This window comes from Alteromonas sp. CNT1-28 (genome assembly GCF_022348345.1).
In the GTDB taxonomy this organism is placed as follows: Bacteria; Pseudomonadota; Gammaproteobacteria; order Enterobacterales; family Alteromonadaceae; genus Alteromonas; species Alteromonas macleodii.
On sequence record NZ_JAKREZ010000028.1, the window covers coordinates 1 to 21,978 of the forward strand.

The 21,978-nt window shown below is 44.0% G+C and carries 16 protein-coding genes; 7 read left to right on the plus strand and 9 right to left on the minus strand.

Going from position 1 to position 21,978, the window contains the following annotated elements:
- Window positions 1-124: 124 nt before the first annotated feature.
- The 7 genes from MHN02_RS15660 to gyrA form a co-directional block, all read right to left on the minus strand.
- Complete coding sequence (locus tag MHN02_RS15660; protein ID WP_014949640.1) at window positions 125-2,467, minus strand: PilZ domain-containing protein; 2,343 nt, start codon at window positions 2,465-2,467, stop codon at window positions 125-127.
- Between the two features lie 206 nt (window positions 2,468-2,673).
- A complete protein-coding gene (gene ihfB, locus MHN02_RS15665; RefSeq protein ID WP_014949641.1) occupies window positions 2,674-2,961 on the minus strand; it encodes an integration host factor subunit beta in 288 nt (95 codons plus the stop codon).
- A 76-nt stretch (window positions 2,962-3,037) separates the two neighbouring features.
- Complete coding sequence (rpsA, locus tag MHN02_RS15670; RefSeq protein WP_014949642.1) at window positions 3,038-4,708, minus strand: 30S ribosomal protein S1; 1,671 nt, start codon at window positions 4,706-4,708, stop codon at window positions 3,038-3,040.
- Window positions 4,709-4,826: 118 nt separating this feature from the next.
- Window positions 4,827-5,498, minus strand: coding sequence for a (d)CMP kinase (cmk, locus tag MHN02_RS15675; protein WP_039227644.1), 672 nt, complete (start codon window positions 5,496-5,498; stop codon window positions 4,827-4,829).
- 183 nt (window positions 5,499-5,681) lie between these two features.
- On the minus strand, window positions 5,682-6,965 hold the full coding sequence (aroA, locus tag MHN02_RS15680; RefSeq protein WP_014949644.1) for a 3-phosphoshikimate 1-carboxyvinyltransferase: 1,284 nt from the start codon (window positions 6,963-6,965) through the stop codon (window positions 5,682-5,684).
- 1 nt (window position 6,966) lies between these two features.
- On the minus strand, window positions 6,967-8,052 hold the full coding sequence (gene serC, locus MHN02_RS15685) for a 3-phosphoserine/phosphohydroxythreonine transaminase (protein WP_014949645.1): 1,086 nt from the start codon (window positions 8,050-8,052) through the stop codon (window positions 6,967-6,969).
- A gap of 145 nt (window positions 8,053-8,197) precedes the next feature.
- Window positions 8,198-10,912 (minus strand): DNA topoisomerase (ATP-hydrolyzing) subunit A, encoded by a 2,715-nt coding sequence (gene gyrA / locus MHN02_RS15690; protein ID WP_239247265.1) that lies wholly within the window; start codon window positions 10,910-10,912, stop codon window positions 8,198-8,200.
- A 302-nt stretch (window positions 10,913-11,214) separates the two neighbouring features.
- Between gyrA and ubiG the strand changes: the two genes are divergently transcribed.
- The 5 genes from ubiG to MHN02_RS15715 all read left to right on the plus strand — a co-directional run bounded on the left by ubiG (window position 11,215) and on the right by MHN02_RS15715 (window position 17,180).
- Window positions 11,215-11,919, plus strand: a complete 705-nt coding sequence (gene ubiG / locus MHN02_RS15695) for a bifunctional 2-polyprenyl-6-hydroxyphenol methylase/3-demethylubiquinol 3-O-methyltransferase UbiG (protein WP_239247267.1) — start codon at window positions 11,215-11,217, stop codon at window positions 11,917-11,919.
- Between the two features lie 549 nt (window positions 11,920-12,468).
- Window positions 12,469-14,790: a class 1a ribonucleoside-diphosphate reductase subunit alpha gene (gene nrdA / locus MHN02_RS15700; RefSeq protein WP_014949648.1), complete on the plus strand. Its 2,322-nt coding sequence runs from the start codon at window positions 12,469-12,471 to the stop codon at window positions 14,788-14,790.
- A 122-nt stretch (window positions 14,791-14,912) separates the two neighbouring features.
- Window positions 14,913-16,043, plus strand: coding sequence for a class Ia ribonucleoside-diphosphate reductase subunit beta (nrdB, locus tag MHN02_RS15705; RefSeq protein ID WP_014949649.1), 1,131 nt, complete (start codon window positions 14,913-14,915; stop codon window positions 16,041-16,043).
- A gap of 12 nt (window positions 16,044-16,055) precedes the next feature.
- Window positions 16,056-16,328 (plus strand): class I ribonucleotide reductase maintenance protein YfaE, encoded by a 273-nt coding sequence (yfaE, locus tag MHN02_RS15710; protein WP_014949650.1) that lies wholly within the window; start codon window positions 16,056-16,058, stop codon window positions 16,326-16,328.
- Window positions 16,329-16,442: 114 nt separating this feature from the next.
- Window positions 16,443-17,180: an SDR family oxidoreductase gene (locus MHN02_RS15715; protein WP_014949651.1), complete on the plus strand. Its 738-nt coding sequence runs from the start codon at window positions 16,443-16,445 to the stop codon at window positions 17,178-17,180.
- A gap of 82 nt (window positions 17,181-17,262) precedes the next feature.
- Here the strand turns inward: MHN02_RS15715 and MHN02_RS15720 are convergent, their stop codons facing one another.
- Complete coding sequence (locus MHN02_RS15720; RefSeq protein ID WP_014949652.1) at window positions 17,263-17,505, minus strand: DUF2164 domain-containing protein; 243 nt, start codon at window positions 17,503-17,505, stop codon at window positions 17,263-17,265.
- 326 nt (window positions 17,506-17,831) lie between these two features.
- Here MHN02_RS15720 and MHN02_RS15725 point away from each other — a divergent pair, with 326 nt between their 5' ends.
- Together MHN02_RS15725 and MHN02_RS15730 are read left to right on the plus strand one after the other, a co-directional pair.
- Window positions 17,832-18,173: a hypothetical protein gene (locus tag MHN02_RS15725; protein ID WP_239247269.1), complete on the plus strand. Its 342-nt coding sequence runs from the start codon at window positions 17,832-17,834 to the stop codon at window positions 18,171-18,173.
- A 300-nt stretch (window positions 18,174-18,473) separates the two neighbouring features.
- Window positions 18,474-19,571: an NADH:flavin oxidoreductase gene (locus tag MHN02_RS15730; protein ID WP_039234623.1), complete on the plus strand. Its 1,098-nt coding sequence runs from the start codon at window positions 18,474-18,476 to the stop codon at window positions 19,569-19,571.
- Window positions 19,572-19,608: 37 nt separating this feature from the next.
- Here MHN02_RS15730 and MHN02_RS15735 read toward each other — a convergent pair whose 3' ends face one another.
- Window positions 19,609-21,942, minus strand: a complete 2,334-nt coding sequence (locus MHN02_RS15735; RefSeq protein ID WP_239247271.1) for an EAL domain-containing protein — start codon at window positions 21,940-21,942, stop codon at window positions 19,609-19,611.
- Window positions 21,943-21,978 lie beyond the last annotated feature (36 nt).

The following is a 21,978-nucleotide window of genomic DNA, read 5'->3' on the forward strand; positions in this document are numbered from 1 at the left end:
TGACCTTCTCCTTCTTGATAGTGATTTGAACAACCCTATCTTGGCTCATTTGAAGCCTTTATGGGAGGAGAGGGTCCATACCATTAATCCGCATAGATATTTGCCCACTCAGAAGGCTTTGGCATTAAGCAGCGCCTTCGCTTTCTAGATCCTGACGTTGGGGTTTGGCAATAAGATTGTCTACCACTAAATCGTGGTGAAGGGCTGACATATTAGTAATAAAAATACAGTGTGTATAACCCGCCTGCATCGTTTCGAGCTTGTCATACATGGCTTTGTCTAGCTTTGATAGCTGGGCAAGACGCTTCTTAGTTAATGGCGTTATCGCACCGTGACATCGAATAGCAGTGACATCTGTGGCGCTGAGATGTATTTTTTCTTCATCTAACTGAGTTTTTATCTGTGTTCGCAACTTAGAAAAAAGGAAGTCGCGCTCTTTTATATACACTAAGCGGCTGTCGCTCTTTCTAACGCAGTGAACCACTAACGCTTGTTCAGATGTTTCTTTGAACATCGCCTCTAGAATTTGTGACTTGGGCTTAGCCTGCCCTTTGTCTGCAAAAAAGCCGTGCAGTGGGATAATATTTTGAGTGCGCGAAAAAGGATAAAGATCATCAGATGCGTCACTTTGATACACCGTTTTGAGCCTGTCTAACGTAAAGCGGTTCATCACACATAGTACCGATAAAGACGGCATATGCCTAACCGCCAATTCCCAGATATAACGGTGAGTTGAGCGTTGAATACGCGCAATATCTCTTACTTTGAAATACGCGGTATTTTCTTCAACCATATGATCGACGCTCGAGCTCACTTTAGCCTTACGTGTATCTTCAACAAGACACAACCTCACCACGCCCGTTTCCGCTTGGTAGTGCACAACCTTATATTTTTCACCTTTAATTTTCAGTTCCGGTACTGAAACACGAATTTCCTTTTGTAGCTCACTTTTCGGTGCAACGATTAACTTCATCCCGCTTGCACTTAGATCAGCAACCCGCGCATCAATCGATGTCAGCAGTCCAACTTTAATAGAGGCAGGTTTATCAATAACGTAACGTGTCTCACTACGTCTATCTAAATCCTCTTCCATAACATAATCAATTCGCCAGTTATTGCCACTAGCCCTCAATGTTTTTGACAAGGGTTTGAAATCGCATTTTGCTGAAAGGGTCAGATTAGTAAGATAAGCAGACACGTCTTTACAGTAAAGAACATGGGAAATCTGCGCCAGTTGCTCAAATTCTTTACTGGCAATATCGTGAATAGCGAACGCTTTTTGTTTATCTTCTCGCGTCACGCTATCAAGTCGACAATGGGTACAGATGAAGTCGCCACTTTTGGCAAGAAGATAAACCAACGCGTTAAGCTGTTTTAATGCCAGCAGTTGTCTATGCGTCGCTGTTATTTGAACGTTACCATTTTTGGTTTTGATGTTGCCATGAAAGACATACGCTTCATTGTACTTGCGTAGCTCGTCAACTAACGTCGCGAAGATAGGCTTATCTTGTAGGCTAGCCAATAGTTTTTCGGCGTCGTTATGCTCGACATTGGCTTTGGTAAACAGCGCAATAATGGGCTTAAGCGACTTCTTCTCTGGCGCGAGAAACACGGGCAACCACGGGCTATTTTCAAGTATTCGGTCGCGTTCTAGCTCTTGCATGGCGCGTTCTATTTCTAAATCACGCTGCAAAGGCTGTTTATACGCAGTAATCGCTACATATCGTTTAAGGGTTGCAAGAAAGCCTTTATCCACGTCGTCTTGAAAAACAAACGATGTCTCATACTTCCCTAAGTGCTTGTTGTATTTTACCGACTCTAGTTCAAGTGTTATTTCAGTCGGTTCTTTAGTAAGTCCTTTAACTTCAGGAATAGTGAACGTAATAATGTCACCAGTAGAAGCGTTCGGTGGCCTTTTAGTTTCAAGAGCAATGCCTTTGTGTGACATCGAACTGATTGAACAATGACGGCCTTTCTCAAAATCGGGGGAAGAAATAGTAAAATTTGGGCGAATTGCGATGTCATCGCCGAAATCTATATCAGTAAATGATTGGCTTTCAACATTAAAAGCATCGACAATTTTTTTGAACTGTTCTTTTTTTATTTGGTTTTGGTAGAAGTCTGAGTTCATTACTGACTCAAACACGCCTACCGTATATCTGTCTTGATAAAGCGATGTTTCGTTTTTGAGTATCTGCGCGCCGACTTTATCAAGGCGCATTTGAACCCCGAAGTGCTTGAATTTCATGACGGGGAATTGAGCAAAGGCAGAGTTATCAGCAGGTGCGTCGGTTAACGACGTTAATCGAACAACCTCCTCTTTTACTACTTTTCGAACACTACTAGGTAGACGCTTCGAAAACTTGTTAATTCCTTCTAACAGCTTGTTTTGTTGTTCATAAGGAATTAACGCGCGAATGAGCGGCTGGTATTGTTTTATTATTGCTTGTTCGTCGCCGGCTGACATTACTTCTATGAATACCGTTTATTATTATTTGAACAATATATAACCCTATTTGAGTTGGGGTCAATAGGTATCAAAAATTAAACGAAAGTATATCAGCAATAACGAGTGCCTTATTTTAGCTAAGGCAAATAGACTATTGAATTTTGCTAAATAACAATAGGGCAGCAGACACAAAAAAGCCGCTTTTCAGCGGCTTTTAAAATGCATTATGCGATTGAGGCGTCTACCCTTTCACGAAGCTCTTTACCAGGCTTAAAGTGCGGTACATATTTACCGTCAAGTTTCACTGTCTCACCCGTTTTTGGGTTTCTACCTACGCGTGGAGCGCGGTAGTGAAGAGAGAAACTGCCAAAACCTCTAATTTCAATACGCTCACCCTTTTGGAGAGTTTGCGCCATTTGCTCTAGAAGTTCTTTTATCGCCAGCTCAAGTTCCTTCGCCGGAATATGACGCGCTTGATCCGCGAGCCGTTCAATTAATTCAGACTTGGTCATGCTTAACCTCATTGTCAATATTATTGTTTAAACAGCTATCGCGAATTGGGTGTGCATCTGCACACCCACAAAAGCATTATTCGCCTTTAGCAGCTTTAAATGCTTCTGCCATCGCGTTAGCGAAACCAACATCTTCTTGCTGGTTAACTTTATCGATAGCTTCTTTTTCGTCAGCCTGATCTTTCGCTTTAACAGATAGGTTAACAGTGCGGTTCTTACGGTCAACGCCCATGAACTTCGCTTCGATGCTATCACCAACGCTTGCTACTTCTGTTGCGTCTTCAACACGCTCTACAGCAAGATCTGCAACGCGGATGTAGCCGTCAACTTCTTCAGCTAGGTTTACAGTAACGCCTTTCGCATCAACTGCTGTTACTGTACCAGTAACGATAGCACCTTTCTTGTTATCTGTCAGATACTTGTTGAAAGGATCTTCTTCGATTTGCTTAACGCCAAGAGAGATACGCTCACGCTCTGGGTCGACTTGAAGTACAACTGCAGAGATTTCGTCGCCTTTCTTGTAGTCGCGAACCGCGTCTTCACCAGACTTGTTCCAGCTGATGTCAGAAAGGTGAACTAGACCGTCGATGCCGCCGTCAAGACCGATGAAGATACCGAAGTCAGTGATTGACTTGATCTTACCAGACACTTTGTCACCTTTTTCGTGTGACTCAGCAAATGTTTCCCAAGGGTTAGCAATGCACTGCTTAAGACCTAGAGAAATACGACGACGCTCTTCGTCAATTTCAAGAACCATTACATCTACAGTGTCACCTAGGTTAACAACTTTAGATGGGTGGATGTTCTTGTTAGTCCAATCCATTTCAGAAACGTGTACAAGACCTTCAACGCCGTCTTCGATTTCAACGAAGCAGCCGTAGTCAGTAAGGTTAGTAACCTGACCGTTGATCTTAGTACCTTCTGGGTAACGAGAAGCAATTTCTTGCCATGGATCGTTGCCCATTTGCTTCATACCAAGAGAAACACGCTGCTTCTCTTTGTCGAACTTAAGTACTTTAACGTTGATTTCGTCACCAACATTCACGATTTCACTTGGGTGCTTAACGCGCTTCCAAGCCATGTCAGTGATGTGTAGAAGACCGTCTACGCCACCAAGGTCAACGAACGCACCGTAATCGGTAAGGTTCTTAACGATACCCTTGATTTCATGACCTTCTTCAAGGTTAGCAAGAAGCGTTTCGCGCTCTGCGCTGCTTTCTGCTTCGATAACTGCACGACGAGAAACAACAACGTTGTTACGCTTAGCGTCAAGCTTGATAACTTTAAATTCAAGCTCTTTGCCTTCAAGGTGCGTAGTGTCACGTACCGGACGTACGTCAACAAGAGAACCAGGAAGGAACGCGCGTACACTGTTAACTTCAACAGTGAAACCGCCTTTAACTTTACCGTTGATAACGCCTTTGATAGTAGCTTTATCTTCGTAAGCTTTTTCCAGCTCAACCCACGCTTCGTGACGCTTCGCTTTTTCGCGAGAAAGGATAGTTTCACCGAAACCGTCTTCAACTGCATCTAGTGCTACGTCTACTTGGTCACCGATAGCGATTTCTAGTTCGCCTTCAGCGTTTTTGAATTGGTCAGCTGGGATAGCACTTTCTGATTTCAAGCCTGCATCAACAAGAACGATGTCTTTGTCGATAGAAACAACAGTACCTTTTACAATTGAACCAGGACGTGTTTCTAGTTCTTGTAAGCTTTCTTCAAAAAGTTGTGCAAAATTTTCAGTCATAAGTCTCAAATAACTTTTAAGTTGATATCCACGCTTCTTATCCGGATAACGCGGGGTTATTAAAATTAGTCGCCACTTCCTGTAGCAACACTGCTTTGGATGCGATCAGCTCTCGTCATTAAAGGCGTGAGGAAATAATATCCATCGCTTTTTCAAAGACTTGGTCAATATCCAAGTCCGTTGAATCTATAATTACTGCATCTTGTGCCGGTACCAAAGGAGCCACTGCACGCTGTGTATCGCGCTCGTCTCTTGCCTTGATATCGGTTAAAAGGCGCGCAATATTAACATCCATGCCCTTTGCTTTCAACTGGCTATAGCGGCGTTCTGCACGGGCTTCTGCGCTTGCTGTAAGAAAAATCTTTACAGGCGCTTCGGGAAATACCACTGTACCCATGTCGCGACCGTCGGCAACAAGACCAGGATCTTGTTGGAAAGCACGCTGTCTGCGAAGTAGTGCTTCGCGAACCCGGGGTAATGCCGCAACTTTTGACGCCACGGCGCCAACTTCTTCGGTGCGAATATCGTCAGTAACGTCTTCGCCTTCTAAGATTATGCGAGTGCTATCGCCATTCGTCTCGAAACTAACATCAAGACCGGTTGCTAGAGGAACAACACATTCTTCATCATCACACGGAAGGTCGTGGTGAAGTGCAGCAACTGCTAATACGCGGTAAATTGCGCCGCTATCTAGAAAGTGCCACCCTAATTTCTTTGCCAGCAAGCTACTTAACGTACCTTTACCAGCACCACTAGGACCGTCAACCGTGACTACGGGTGTGGAATGCATACCTGCTCCATCGTTTAAATTACTAAAAATCGCGCGCAATTATACGCTTTAGTGAGAGATAAGCAATGCCGCCTCTAATTGGCGGCATTGAACATCAGGTTAAACCTGATTCAGATCAATGGGGCAAGTGAGGCGATTACCGGCATTGCCTACCATTATTTAAGAGGAATATTTTTTGAGCCTTTACGCGCTATACAGTGTTTTAAAGCGGGTAAAGTAGTCTGGGAACGTTTTGCGCGTGCAGCCCGGATCGTTTATTGTTACCGGAGTATCGCTTAACGCAACAAGCGAGAAGCACATGGCAATGCGATGGTCGTTATACGTGTCTATCTCAGCATGTTTTAGCGAGTCAGTCGGCCACACTTTAATATAATCATGCCCTTCTTCCACTTTCGCACCCAACTTTTGAAGCTCGGTGGCCATAGCCGCAAGACGGTCTGTTTCCTTAACACGCCAGTTATAAATATTAGTCATGGTAGTTGGACCTTCAGCAAACAATGCCGTAGTCGCGATGGTCATGGCCGCATCTGGAATATGGTTCATATCCATGTTCACGCCTTTAAGCGGCGCCCCCGTTATTTCAACATACTCATCGTTCCAAACCACCGTTGCACCCATGGCCTCAAGTACATCAGCAAAACGAATGTCACCTTGAATGCTGTTCTGGCCAATTCCGGTTACGCGTACCGTTCCACCTTTAATGGCACCGGCTGCAAGGAAGTAAGATGCTGACGATGCATCGCCTTCAACCATAAATTTACCCGGCGCAATATACTTAGCGTCACCAGAAACCGTGAACGTTTGGTAGTTATCATTTTCAACAGTAACGCCAAACTTCGCCATGGTATCTAACGTGATATCGATATAAGGCTTAGAAACCAATTCGCCCTTAATGCGAATAGTCACATCACCAGAAAATAACGGCGCAGCCATTAAAAGGGCTGTTAAAAACTGGCTAGATACACTGCCGTCCACCGACATTTCGCCACCGTTTAAAGTTTTACCTTTAATTTGAAGCGGCGGGAAACCTTCGTTTTTGAGATAGGTTACTTCAGCATCAGCTTCGCGCAGCGCATCCACTAAATCACCAATTGGACGCTCTTCCATGCGTGGCTCACCAGTAAGTACTGTGTCGACATTACTAGCAGCAAGTGCCGCGCATAAAGGACGCATTGCGGTACCGGCATTACCTAAGAAAAGCTCAAGAGGCTCAGCTACGTTGAATGCGCCACCGTTACCTTGTACAACACATTGCGTTTTGTCTTCGCTCAAGCGATAGTTAATGCCTAACTTTGTTAGTGCATTAAGCATATGCTCAATATCTTCGCTATCAAGCAAGTTAGTTAATTCAGTTTCACCTTCAGCTAACGCGGCTAGTAGTAGTGCGCGGTTAGACAGACTTTTTGAGCCAGGTACATTGACCTCTCCCGATACTTTTGCAATCGGGTCTAATGTTAACTGCTCCATTTTATCCATTCACTCTTTCAAATTCGCGCATAAATTCAACTAGCGCAACAATGCCCTCTACTGGCATTGCATTATAAATACTGGCACGCATGCCCCCAACTGAACGATGCCCTTTAAGAGCAAGTAACCCTGCTTCTTGTGACTGTTTAAGGAACAATCCGTCAAGTTCAGCATTGGCTAAATGAAACGGCACGTTCATTTTTGAACGGTTGTCAGGGTGAACTTTACTTGAATAGAAGTCAGAGCTGTCGATGGCTGAATATAATAACGCCGCCTTTTCAGCATTGCGTTTAGCCATAGCGTCAACGCCGCCCATATCTTTAAGCCATTCAAATACAAGCCCCGCTAAGTACCATGAGAACGTTGGCGGTGTGTTGTACATAGAGTCAGACTTTGCCGCTAATGCATAATCGAAGATAGACGGCGTTTCTTTACGTGCTTTGCCAACCAGGTCTTCGCGAACAATAACAACCGATAAGCCGCTTGGGCCGATATTCTTTTGTGCGCCAGCGTATATAACGCCATGTTTTGCTACATCTAACGGCTGTGACAATATAGTCGAAGACATATCAGAAACCAGCGGAACCTTGCCCGACTCTGGTAGCCAATCAAAAGCGATTCCGTCAACGGTTTCATTTGGACAGAAATGGTAATACGCGGCAGATTGATCAATATCGCTCAACTGAGGCTGCGCAACGTAGTGACAGCCGTCTTTTTCAGACACTTCACCCACCACTTTGGCGTGGTTGTATTTGTTTGCTTCGTCAACGGCACCTTTAGACCAAGAACCGCTGACTAGGTGAAGACTGGTATCGTTAGCGTTGGATAAGTTGAGTGGTACAGCGGCAAATTGCCCACGCCCACCACCGTGCGTGAACAGCACATGGTAGTTGGAAGGAATGGACAATAAATCTCGCAAATCTTGCTCAGCTTTTGCCGCTATTTCAATGAAGTCTTTACCACGATGGCTTACTTCCATTACAGAGCAGCCTAAATCGCGCCAATTTGTAAATTCTGATTGTGCTTTTTCCATGACTTCTTTTGGAAGCATGGCCGGGCCAGCACTAAAATTAAAAACCTCTTTCATCGCGTTTTTCAACACCTGTAGATAATTACCGTTTAACTCGCTTTGTTTTGAACGTTTTGCGGGTCTATTAGGTAAACAAGCGGCTTAAGCCGCTTGTTTGAAAGAACACTGATAATGCGCAAGTATGAATACCTGCGCCCTATCCCTACTCTTCTGTCGTTGAGCCGTCACCGTCTTCTGCGGTGTTCTCTTGCTCTTGAACAGCAGTTTCTGCTTGTTCTGGCGCATCGTCTGAAATGATTAGGTTACCGTCTTCGTCGAATTCTTTTAACTCTTCCACTTCTTCAATGCGTTGTAACCCTACAACGTGCTCACCTTCTACTGTACGTATTAAGCGAACGCCTTGTGTGTTACGGCCTACTACTGACACTTCGCCTACACGGGTGCGAACCAGTGTGCCTTGGTCACTAATAAGCATAATTTCATTGGTTTCGTCTACTTGAACCGCGCCAACCACTTTACCATTACGCTCAGACACCTTAATTGATACAACACCTTGTGTCGCACGGCTCTTAGCAGGGTAATCTTCAAGCGGAGTACGCTTACCGAAACCATTCTCTGTTGCTGTCAGGATTGGGCCGTCGCCTTTAGGAACAATAAGTGATACCACTTTTTGACCATCTTGCAGACGAATACCGCGAACACCTGTGGCTGTTCTTCCCATAGGACGAAGTGCCAGAAGCTCTTCACCCGTCTCTGGGTCACGCTTAACTTCACCGGTTTCGCTGTCGCGAAGCTTCTCGTTGAAGCGAACAACTTTACCTGCATCAGAGAACAACATTATGTCGTCATCACCGTGAGTGATATCAACACCAATCAGCTCATCACCTTCGTTCAGGTTAACGGCGATAATACCGCTTGAACGTGGTCGAGAGTATAGGCTCAGGTCAGTCTTTTTAACCGTACCGTTTGCCGTCGCCATCAGTACAAACTTGCCTTCTTCAAACTCTTTAATAGGAAGAATAGCAGTAATACGTTCGTTTTCTTCAAGCGGTAGGATGTTAACAATTGGGCGTCCGCGCGCGTTACGGCTAGCAAACGGCAACTGATATACTTTCAACCAGTACAAGCGACCACGGGTTGAGAAGCAAAGTATGTGATCGTGAGTATTAGCTACCAATAATCTTTCGATGAAATCTTCATCTTTCATCTTGGTTGCTGACTTACCACGGCCACCACGACGCTGTGCTTCGTAGTCTGTAAGTTTTTGATATTTCACATAACCTTCGCGAGAAAGCGTTACTACAACATCTTCTTGCTCTATAAGATCTTCAATATCAATATCGTGACTTGCTGCCGTAATTTCAGTACGACGCTCATCACCAAATTCATCACGTACTTTTTCAAGTTCTTCTTGAATCACTTCCATCAAGCGCTCTGGGCTATTTAGGATGTGAAGAAGTTCTGCGATGATCTCTAGAAGTTGCTTGTACTCTTCAAGGATCTTCTCGTGCTCAAGACCCGTTAGCTTGTGTAAGCGAAGGTCAAGAATAGCTTGCGCTTGCTGTTCTGTCAGGTAGTACTTGCCGTCGCGAATACCAAATTCTGGCATTAACCAGTCAGGACGTGCAGCGTCATCGCCTGCACGCTCAAGCATTTGCGCTACATCACCTAAGTCCCAACCTTGTGCTACAAGCGATTTCTTGGCGTCTGCTGGGCTTTGTGACGCTTTAATCAACTCGATAATTGGGTCGATGTTCGCAAGCGCTATCGCCAAACCTTCAAGAATGTGAGCGCGGTCACGGGCTTTACGTAATTCAAAAACAGTACGACGTGTTACTACTTCACGGCGGTGAAGAATAAAGCATTCTAGCGTTTCTTTAAGGTTGAATACCTTAGGCTGACCGTTATCAAGCGCAACCATGTTAATACCGAATACCGTTTGAAGCTGGGTATTCGCGTATAAATGATTAAGTAGGACTTCAGCAGATTCGTTGCGTTTAACTTCGATAACAATGCGCATACCGTCTTTATCAGACTCGTCTCGCAGTGCAGAAACGCCTTCGATGCGCTTTTCTTTTACCAGTTCAGCAATCTTTTCAATAAGACGCGCTTTGTTAACCTGGTAAGGGATCTCGTTAACAACAATGGTTTCTTTACCGTTGCTGTCAGTTTCAATTTCCGCCTTAGCACGAAGATAAATTTTACCGCGACCTGTGCGATACGCATCTTCAATTCCCTTGCGCCCGCTGATCATCGCCGCCGTTGGGAAATCTGGACCTGGAATGTGTGTCATCAAGTCGTCGATGGTAATAGACGGGTCTTGAATTAACGCTACGCAGCCGTTGATTACTTCGGTGAGGTTATGTGGCGGAATATTCGTCGCCATACCAACCGCGATACCCGATGAACCGTTAACAAGAAGGTTAGGCACCTTCGTTGGTAATACTTCAGGAATATGCTCTGTACCATCGTAGTTAGGTACGAAATCTACGGTCTCTTTATCTAAATCGGCAAGTAACTCGTGCGCAATTTTAGCCATGCGAACTTCGGTATAACGCATCGCAGCAGCAGAGTCGCCGTCTACCGATCCGAAGTTACCTTGACCGTCTACTAGCATATAGCGAAGTGAGAACGGTTGGGCCATACGAACAATAGTGTCGTAAACTGCAGAGTCACCGTGAGGGTGATATTTACCAATTACGTCACCTACCACACGGGCAGATTTTTTGTATGGCTTGTTAAAGTCGTTTTTCAGTTCGTTCATTGCGAACAGCACACGACGGTGCACTGGCTTCAAGCCATCTCTTACGTCAGGCAAGGCTCGCCCGACAATAACGCTCATCGCGTAATCAAGGTAAGAGTTCTTTAACTCTTCCTCAATATTAACGGGGAGGATTTCTTTAGCGTTATCAGACATAAACTGCTTAATCCCTTTATCTTGGTTTGTTCTGCGTTATCCAGCACTTCGCTTCACATCATTGTGAAAACAAGGCGTGGGAGCGCACTGTTATTATTATGTGGGTCATAATCGTGCTTCGAGTGTACCACTTGATGACAGAATTATGTAGCGCTTAATTACGCTTATTAATCAACTAAAAGGCAAGCGATTATTTTTCGTTCGACCCTTCTTATAATTTGTCTATTTCTGTTTAAAAACAGTGAAACACAACCGTAATTTACGATATCTTAAAAAGAGATAGATTAAGGATTGTTTTACTCATGACGAACGTCGATCAACAAGAAATCAATAAGTTCTCTGAACTCGCTTCACGCTGGTGGGATCCAGAAGGCGAATTTAAGCCATTGCACCTTATTAACCCACTTCGCTTAGACTTCATTAATCAACACAGTGAAGGCCTGTTTGACAAAAAGGTCGTCGATATTGGCTGTGGTGGCGGTATTTTAGCAGAGTCTATGGCGCGTGCAGGCGCGACGGTAACCGGCTTGGATATGGCTGAAGCGTCGTTAGAAGTAGCGAAGCTGCACGGTTTAGAATCAGGTGTAAAAGTTGACTACGTATGTTCAACTGCCGAAGCATTCGCAGAAGTAAATGCGGGACAGTTCGACGTGGTAACCTGTATGGAAATGTTAGAGCATGTACCCGACCCGGCTTCTGTTGTATTGGCCTGTGCTAAGTTGGTTAAGCCTGGTGGCCATGTTTTCTTTTCTACGCTTAACCGAAACCTAAAGTCTTATCTGATGGGGATCGTAGGAGCGGAATATATCCTTAAACTGGTTCCAAAAGGCACCCACGATCACAGTAAGTTCATCAAACCATCTGAACTTATGGCGATGACCGATAATGCTGGTTTGCTGCCTCGAGATATGACAGGTCTACACATGGACCCAATTTCTCACGGCTTTTATCTCTCTGCGAATAATGTCGACGTTAACTACTTACTATATACAGTAGCGCAAAATTAATTTAACACTATATATTGGGTTGCGGCGATATTTTAAACACCATATATCGTGTTTATATAAAAACTATTTTCTAAGAATAAATTAATTTTTATGTCGAAGAAATAATTAAAAATGCTTGCAATCCAGATATTTTACGCTTGTAGAACGCTAAAAAGTTAGTTGTTACTAACATAAATTTCATGCCAGATTGAGTGCTTGAAATACCACCAGATATTGGGTTGCATTAAGACTAAAACCTCACTATCTTGTGTTTAATTCAGCACGTGATCCCAATGCAGATTTTCTGGGATCGCACAGATCGCTAACGAGATTATGGCAATGCCATATGTAGTGTGTGACATCAACCTCGCTGAAAATATAAATGCAGTGAAAAAATTAAATGAGCAGTCTCTACTTTGTACTTTCAGTATTGGTTTAGGCCGCTTTCGTGTGTGTTGTTATCTGGCGTGAGCCAATGGTGATAATGTCACTCACACTCAATAAATTAAAAATGAAAATGGGCATAACATAGCCCACGCATCAAGCGCTAACAGACAAACGGCCAGTAACATGAACAACAACTTATTAGTCACCAAACGCAACGGTGAAAAAGAGTCCATCGACTTAGAGAAAATCCACAAAGTCGTGACATGGGCAGCCAAAGGACTTAAAAACGTTTCAGTTTCACAAGTTGAAATCAAGGCACAAATCCAGTTTTATGACGGTATCAATACTAGCGAGATCCATGAAACCCTGATCAAATCAGCGGCAGATCTTATTTCTACCGATGCGCCAGATTATCAATACCTGGCTGCGCGCTTGGCCATTTTCCACCTTCGCAAAAAAGCCTATGGTCAATTTGAGCCGCCTGCCCTACTTGAGCATGTAGGTAAAATGGTTGATATGGGCAAATACGATAAGCACCTGCTTGAAGACTACACGCCTGAAGAATTCGCTGAAATGGACTCGTATATCGACCATTGGCGAGACATGAACTTCAGCTACGCTGCAGTTAAACAGCTCGAAGGTAAATACCTGGTTCAAAACCGAGTTACAGGTGAAATCTACGAAAGTGCACAGTTCCTATATATCTTAGTGGCGGCATGCCTTTTCGCAAATTACGATAAAGCGACGCGTATGGACTACATCCGCCGCTTCTATGATGCCGCTTCAACATTCAAGCTGTCATTGCCTACACCTATTATGGCTGGCGTACGTACGCCTACTCGCCAGTTTAGCTCATGTGTACTTATCGAAACCGGCGATAGCTTAGACTCAATCAATGCAACGGCAAGTGCCATTGTTAAATACGTAAGCCAGCGCGCTGGTATCGGTGTAAATGCAGGCCGTATACGCGCACTAGGTAGCCCTATTCGCGGCGGTGAAGCATTCCATACGGGTTGTATTCCGTTCTACAAATACTTCCAAACAGCCGTTAAAAGCTGTTCACAAGGTGGTGTTCGTGGTGGCGCTGCTACGCTGTTCTACCCTATCTGGCATATGGAAGTTGAATCACTGTTAGTGCTTAAGAACAACCGTGGTGTTGAAGAAAACCGTGTACGTCACCTAGATTACGGCGTTCAGTTCAACAAACTAATGTACCAGCGCATGATGAAAGACGGCTATATCTCACTATTTAGCCCGTCTGACGTTCCAGGTCTTTACGATGCCTTCTTCGCTGACCAAGAGAAGTTTGAAGAGCTATACGTTAAATACGAAAACGACGACAGCATCCGTAAGAAGCAAATTAAAGCGATGGAGCTATTCAGCTTGTTCATGCAAGAGCGTGCAAGCACAGGTCGTATTTACCTACAAAACGTTGACCACTGTAATACGCACAGCCCGTTTAACCCAGAAGTTGCGCCAGTTCGTCAGAGCAACCTGTGCCTTGAAATTGCGCTACCTACTAAGCCGCTTCAGCACGTTAATGATGAGAATGGTGAAATTGCACTATGTACGCTGTCAGCGTTTAACTTAGGTGCGATTAAGTCACTGGACGAGTTTGAAGAGCTGTCTGACCTTGCAGTACGTGCGCTAGATAACCTGCTTGACTACCAGGACTACCCAGTTCCTGCTGCATATAACGCAACGATGGGACGTCGTACGCTGGGTGTTGGTGTTATCAACTTTGCATACTACCTTGCTAAAAATGGCGTTAAATATTCTGATCACAGCGCGAACGGTCTAGTTCACCGCACGTTCGAAGCAATGCAGTATTACCTATTAAAAGCGTCGAACAATCTTGCTAAAGAAAAAGGTGCGTGTCCTAAGTTTAACGAAACCACCTATTCTCAAGGCATCATGCCAATTGATAGCTACAAGAAAGATCTTGATAGCGTATGTAATGAACCACTTCATTACGACTGGGATGCACTTCGTGAAGAAATCAAAACTCACGGTTTGCGTAACTCTACGCTGTCAGCATTAATGCCGTCAGAGACGTCTTCTCAGATTTCAAACGCGACAAACGGCATTGAGCCACCGCGTGGTTTTATCAGCATTAAGTCGAGTAAAGATGGTGTTCTTAAGCAAGTTGTACCTGAGTACGAAACGCTAAGAGACCAATACGAGCTACTTTGGGATATTCCTTCAAACGATGGTTACCTACAACTTGTTGGTATCATGCAGAAGTTTATCGACCAAACTATCTCAGCGAATACCAACTACGATCCAAGCCGTTACGAAGGTAACAAGGTACCAATGAAGCTTCTTCTTAAGGACCTTCTTACTACGTATAAACTGGGTGTTAAAACACTTTACTATCATAACACTCGCGACGGCGCGTCAGACACATCTGCTCTCGATGCTAAAGCGAGCGAGCCTATGCCACGTCAAGAAGAAGTGGTTGTAGAGGAAGATGATGATTGTGCAGGCGGTGCGTGTAAGATTTAGAACACGCCCCCTGTTTAAATGGCAAATGCATAAAAGGAGTTAACTGCATTTGCCATTAACGTTTCGCAGCAAGAACACAAACAATAATACGCGTTAATCATTAAGTTTTTAGTTAGGCCATCATGAAATACACTACGTTTAATCAGCAAAGTACTAATCCATTGATCGAGCCGATGTTTTTCGGTAACCCCGTAAACGTTGCACGCTACGACCAGCAAAAGCATGCCATATTCGAAAAGCTTATTGAGAAGCAAATTAGCTTTTTTTGGCGCCCTGAAGAAGTTGACGTTTCTCGCGACCGTGTTGATTTCCAAAAATTGACCGACCCAGAAAAGCACATCTTTATTTCAAACCTTAAGTACCAAACCCTGTTAGATTCGGTGCAAGGCCGTAGTCCGAACATCGCGTTCTTGCCTATTATTTCACTACCAGAGTTAGAAACTTGGGTTGAAACATGGTCTTTCTTCGAGACTATTCACTCACGTTCGTATACCCATATTTTGAGAAACTTGTTCTCAGACCCAAGCGAAATATTCGAAGATATCGTAGTGAATGACGAAATTAAGCGACGTGCTGCTGATATTTCTAAATATTACGATGATCTCATTTTCGCCACTCAGCTTTGGCAGACACAGGGTGAAGGCGTACATACAGTGAATGGTGTTGCACACACTATCAACATGTATGAGCTTAAGAAGAAGCTTTACCTATGCATGAACTCGGTGAACGCACTGGAAGCAATCCGTTTCTACGTGTCTTTTGCCTGCACATTCGCTTTCGCTGAGCGGAAGCTGATGGAAGGTAATTCTAAGATTATTCGTTTGATTGCCCGTGACGAGAATCTGCACTTATCTTCAACACAGCATATCCTTAATTTGTGGGCTAAGGGTAAAGATGACCCTGAAATGGCGCAAATTGCAGAAGAGTGTAAAGAAGAAGCGCGCGCTATCTTCATGAACGCTGTTGAGCAAGAAAAGCAGTGGGCTGACTACTTGTTCCAAAACGGCTCAATGATTGGTTTGAATAAAGAAATTCTTTGCCAGTACGTTGAGTACATTGCGAATCAACGTATGTCTGCTATTGGTCTAGACACCCCGTTCGAGATAAGCAGTAATCCACTTCCATGGATGAATAACTATTTGAATTCAGACAACGTGCAAGTGGCACCTCAAGAGTCTGAAATCAGCTCTTATCTTGTTGGTCAAATCGACTCTGCCGTGAGCGAAGACGACTTTGCTGATTTTGAGCTGTAAAACTACAGCTTAATGAGCAGCAACGATAAATCACTCCGCATCGACGTTGTCGATGTGGGGGCGATTATTTCCCCTTCTGATTCCACTATCTTAAACGCCCTTGAAGCAGCGGACGTTCATATTCACTACCATTGTCGTGAAGGCTTTTGTGGTGCATGCCGCACAAAGCTAATTGAAGGCGAAGTTGAGTACACCACAGATCCCCTCGCCTTCATTGACGACGATGAAATTCTTCCTTGTTGTTGCGTGGCTAAATGCCCGCTAAAAATAAAAGTACCGCTGTAAAATCTTCATTCATCGTTCTCACTATCACACTCACAGTGTTTCTGCGCGTTAGAGTAATCCACTTCAATAGTTTTACGTAGCAACTTAACACTAATCAAACGTAAGGATAATGTTATGAGTGAAGTTTCTGGAAAAGTTGTCATCATTACAGGTGCAAGTAGCGGGCTTGGAGAAGCAACGGCGAAAATGCTTGCGGATAAAGGTGCTAAATTAGTGTTGGGCGCCCGCCGTGAAGACCGTCTTAAAAAACTTGTAGATGAAATTGAATCTTCAGGTGGCCAAGCTACTTATCAAACGGTAGATGTCACGAAAAAGGATGAAGTCAAGGCGCTTGCGAAAGCGGCCATAGATGCCTATGGGCGTATTGACGTGCTCGTCAACAATGCTGGTCTTATGCCACTCGCTCCGCTTGACGAGATGAAAGTTGACGAGTGGGATCAGATGATAGATGTAAACATAAAAGGCGTTATGTATGGAGTAGCAGCTGTATTAGGACAAATGCGAGAGCAAAAAAGCGGGCATATTATCAATCTTTCCTCTGTGGCAGGTCATGTTGTGTTCCCTGGAGCAACGGTTTATTGCGCAACTAAATTCGCTGTAAAAGCAATAAGTGAAGGCATTCGCAGAGAGTCAAATGGTGAAATTCGCTCTACCAACATCTCACCTGGTGCAGTGGCGACAGAACTTACTGACCACATTTCTCACAAAGACTCAAAGCAAATGGCAGATGATATGTATGACGATGCTATCGATGCAGATGCTATTGCACGTGCAGTAACGTTTGCCATAGAGCAGCCTGGCGACGTAGACATAAACGAAATGATCATCAGACCTACCCGTCAGGAACTCTAATACAGCTCATTTCTAACGTAATGGTATTGATTGGCCATCTAATAATTAAGCCTGCAAAAGCAGGCTTAATTTATTTCTGAATTTAAAGTACTTTTTCGATGGCATACAATTCTTCATCAATGACCTGTAAGCGAGATGCAACAACGGCTCTCGCGTCGTTTACGCCTTTATTATAAAACGATGCGCCCATTTCTTTACTAATGAAGTCCAGAAGAAATTCTCCGTCAAATTGACCAAGTTCCACGCTTAATTCATCATCAAAATATCGTTGCAGTTTAGCGACTAGCGCGTCTTTTTCCTCACGGGTAAATGCAATATCACTCATTGTCATCCTTCATTTGTCACTTATAAAATGTCACGTTCTTTGTTTTAGACTCAACTATCGTTTTTCTTGTTCGTTAGCAATTATAAACGTTTTAACGTTAACACGCCGCACGCCTAATTTTAGATTTTTTTAGCATGTAGACTCGGCCTGGTATGATTTTCGTATACACCTTGTAGACTTCTCTATTTTTAATTGCTGATTGTCTAAAAACAGATATTTTAATGCAGAGTCTACATGCCCTTTTGTTCAAAGCACTATCGCAATAGTTTGCGTAGATAATTACATCAAAATGGGGCATCGCTTTCACGTAATTTGCGAGGTTAACAATGAAAGTTCTACCTATTATCGGAATAACAACCGTACTAGCAGCAAATAGTTTACCTGCTTGCGCCAACCCTAACCCTCATAAAGATAAATCACTCCCTCCGGGTATAGAAAAAAAGTATGAACGAACAGGTGAATTACCGCCGGGTTGGGAAAAAAAGCTAGCCGTTGGAAATCGTTTAGATCGTGATATTTACAACCATGCCCGCATCATTGTGCCTTTGGGAGAAGACGGGTTAGTAACAGTTCGCATTGAAAACAAAGTGGTACGCCTTTTTCAAGCCACAAGGGAAATTGTAGAGATTTTAGATTATGCCTGCTCATATCTGAAAGAGAGCTTCTGATATGGAGCTCTTAGCTCACTTTTACTTATGGCTTACTATCAACATTTGAAAATTGACTTGCCCTCACTCGACAGTAGTATCTGGAATCAACCATAGTTTTTTAGTTGGGTAGCCATCATGTTATTCCTGCAACACATCACGCAGGATATACTAGAGCCAGTTATTCTTTGTTGTACATCAAGACTCAACAATCCCCAACTTAATGACTTGTTTAACACTTCTATAATAATGGCGGCGTTTCATTTTCTATGATGAAAGTACAAACGGCCCCAATTGCAATAAAGAAATCAGGAACAAAAAATGGCAGCTAACGCACTGTTTAAGCCTTACTCACAGGGCAACCTATCGTTAACCAACCGAATTGTTATGGCCCCCATGACTCGTCAATTTTCGCCTAACGGCGTACCTACCAACGATGTAGCTGGTTACTATAAGCGCCGCGCTCAAGGTGGCACAGGTTTGATTATCACCGAGGGCACTACAGTAAACGATAAAGTCGCTACGATGGACGCAAATATCCCTCAATTCCATGGCGATGAAGCGCTAGCCGGTTGGAAAAATGTGGTAGATGAAGTTCACAGTGTCGGTGGGAAAATTATGCCTCAACTATGGCACGTGGGTATGGCGAGGGTAGCGGAAAAAGCGCCTTATCCTGAACTTCCAAGTGCAGGGCCTTCAGGTTTATTCAAACCAGGAAAACAGGGCGCTGAACCTATGACCGTTGAACACATTGAATCCGTGATTACTGCCTTTGCACAAGCAGCAGCAGATGCCAAAACTATTGGTATGGATGGAATTGAGATTCACGGTGCTCATGGTTATCTAATCGACCAGTTCTTCTGGGAAGGCACAAACCAGCGAACTGACAGTTGGGGCGGTAACATGGAAAATCGTGGACGATTTGCGGTTGAAATAATTAAAGCCATACGTGATGCAACCGGTCCCGATTTTCCGATCGTACTGCGCTATTCGCAGTGGAAACAACAAGATTACACCGCTCGTTTAGCGCACACGCCCCAAGAACTAGAACAGTTTCTTCTTCCGCTAAGTGAAGCTGGAGTAGATGTTTTTCATTGTTCTCAGCGCCGCTATTGGGAAAACGAATTTGAAGGCAGTGATTTAAACCTTGCAGGCTGGACGAAAAAATTAACTGGCAAGCCCACCATAACGGTAGGGTCAGTTGGGCTCAATGACGACTTCTTCGGCGCATTCAAAGGGCAAGATTCCAGCACTCGCTCAGTCGATGATTTACTTGAACGTTTAGACGCTGGCGAATTTGATCTGGTTGCTGTAGGAAGAGCGCTACTACAAGATCCGAACTGGGCAAACAAAATAAAAGAAAACCGCACCAACGAACTAGAGCAATACTCTGGTAAAGCGTTAGCAACGCTGTCTTAAGCCCTATTAAATTAAGCACTAGCGCGGCAAAGTTGCGCTAGTGCCTCTCCCAAAAGGACTCAAAGTCTGATTTGCTGAGCGGTTTTGCAATGAAATAACCCTGCGCATAATCACAGCCCATGCTTTTTAGAATATCGTATTGTTCTTGTGTCTCGACACCTTCCGCTACTACCTTTATTCCGAGTTTATTCGCCATCACAATAATGGCTTCGCACAGCACCTTATCATTGCTAACGTCAGTCATCGACTTCACAAAGCTCCTGTCAATCTTGATAAAGTCTGTAGGAAAGCGCTTTAAATAAGAAATAGAGCTGTAACCTGTACCAAAATCATCCAACGCGATATCAACGCCTGCTTGCCTAAACTGGAAAAGCTTCTTGGACACCATCTCATTGGCTTCCATTAATAAGTTTTCCGTGACTTCAAGAAGTATAGAACGCGCAGAGATCTTCTGGTCTAAAAGCAGGTTTAACCATTGAGTTATATTAGATTCTAAATTGAAGTAGTGGCTAGGTGACGTATTAATACTCACCTGCAGCTCTTGACGGTTTTGGGCTTTCCATTGTTTGATATTGGCACAGACTTCATTAAATACCCAATTACTGATATCAATGATGAGTCCAGATTCTTCCGCAAGTGGAATAAATTCATCTGGTGTAATTCTCCCCTTCGTGGGATGCTGCCATCGAAGTAACGCTTCAGCTTTCATCACTTTCTGGCTGCTGAAACATGCAATTGGCTGGTACTCAATAAACAATTCTTTGTTCTTAACTGCATAGCGCAAATCATTCAACAAGGTCATTCTCTTGATTGCTGCAGTTTGCATGTCGTGGGTATAATACTGATAGTTGTTTTTACCGAGATCTTTAGCACCGTACATCGCTTGGTCGGCATTCTTTAACAGGCCTTTGACATCTTTTGCGTCGTCCGGGTATAAGGTGACACCTAGGCTCGCGCTAGTATGCACACGTTCCAGCTCTAAACTATAAGGTTTTACGATCTCGCCAAGTAGCTTTTGTACGACCAGTTCTATAGAACTTAGGCCTTTAATGCCGTTTAGGATAATGACAAATTCGTCACCGCCTAATCGGGAAACGGTGTCATCTGAACGCAAACACTGCTTTATTCTTCTGGCGCACTCAATTAAAAGCTTATCACCTATATCGTGACCAAGCGTGTCATTAATATCTTTGAAATTATCAAGGTCCAAGAATATCACCGCTACCTTATCGCTCTCTCTATCGGCAGCCTTAATGGCTAACTGTAAGTGATCCAACATAAGGTTTCGGTTAGGAAGTCCTGTCAAAGAATCAAAGTTGGCTTGCTTCCATATAAGTTGATTCGCCAGCTCTCTTTCAATAGCGATGCTAGCGATATGCGCGAACTGTTCGATTAAGCGCATTTCGTCCGCTGTCGGTACTGCTCTTTCTCTATGATAAATTGCAAAAGTACCAATAGCGTCACCATTAGCTCCTTGTATTGGCTGTGACCAACAAGAACATACACCAGCGCGCAATGCTAAATCTTTCCAATCGGTCCAAAACGGGTGCGTACTGATATCTTCAACAATGGTCGGTAAGTTCGTCGCGGCTGTATTTCCACATGATCCCCTGCCTACACCAAACTCAACGCCATCGATAGCGTCGTTATAAAAGTCGGGTAAAGAAGGCGCAGCACCCATTTTCAGCTTGCCATCTTCTAATAGCAGGATACTGCAAATTTGATCTGTGTATTCGGCCTCTATAGCATTCACAATGTCGTGGAGTACGGTATGCAATGACTCTGCATTTACCACTTTCTCTAAAATAGCGCTCCTCACACGGGTGATTTTTTGTGTTTGAGCTAGCTTAAATTGGTACTCTTCCAACTGAGTTGAGAGATCATTGAATTCTTGTCGCTGTAGTTCCGACTCTACAAGTTTTGCAAGCTGCTCTAATTGCTGTATTTGAACGCAATTGAATATTTTTGGATTATTATCCGACACACATAGCGTTCCCACCGCAAACCCCTCTATCATCAGCCTAACACCCGCGTAAAAACGAATGTGAGGATGACCAACCACAAAAGGATTGCTTTTGAAGCGAGGGTCCTCTTGAGTATCTGGAACGACTAAGGTTTTGTCCTGCGCTATAGCATGGGCACAAAACGCGACATCCCTTTCTGTTTCAGTCATATCGAGATTAATAGCCGACTTAAACCACTGCCTACTGTCATCGACAAATGTGACCGATGCGAAACTACAATTAAAAATGCTACTCGCTAGTCGAGTAATACGGTCAAAGCGCTCTTCTGGTGGGGTATCGAGCACTCTCAGTTTGTTGAGTGCGGCCAGCCTCTCATTTTCATTTACAATAGTCGGGGGTGTGCGCACAACTCACTCCTAAATCGAACACGGTCGAATTGCGCA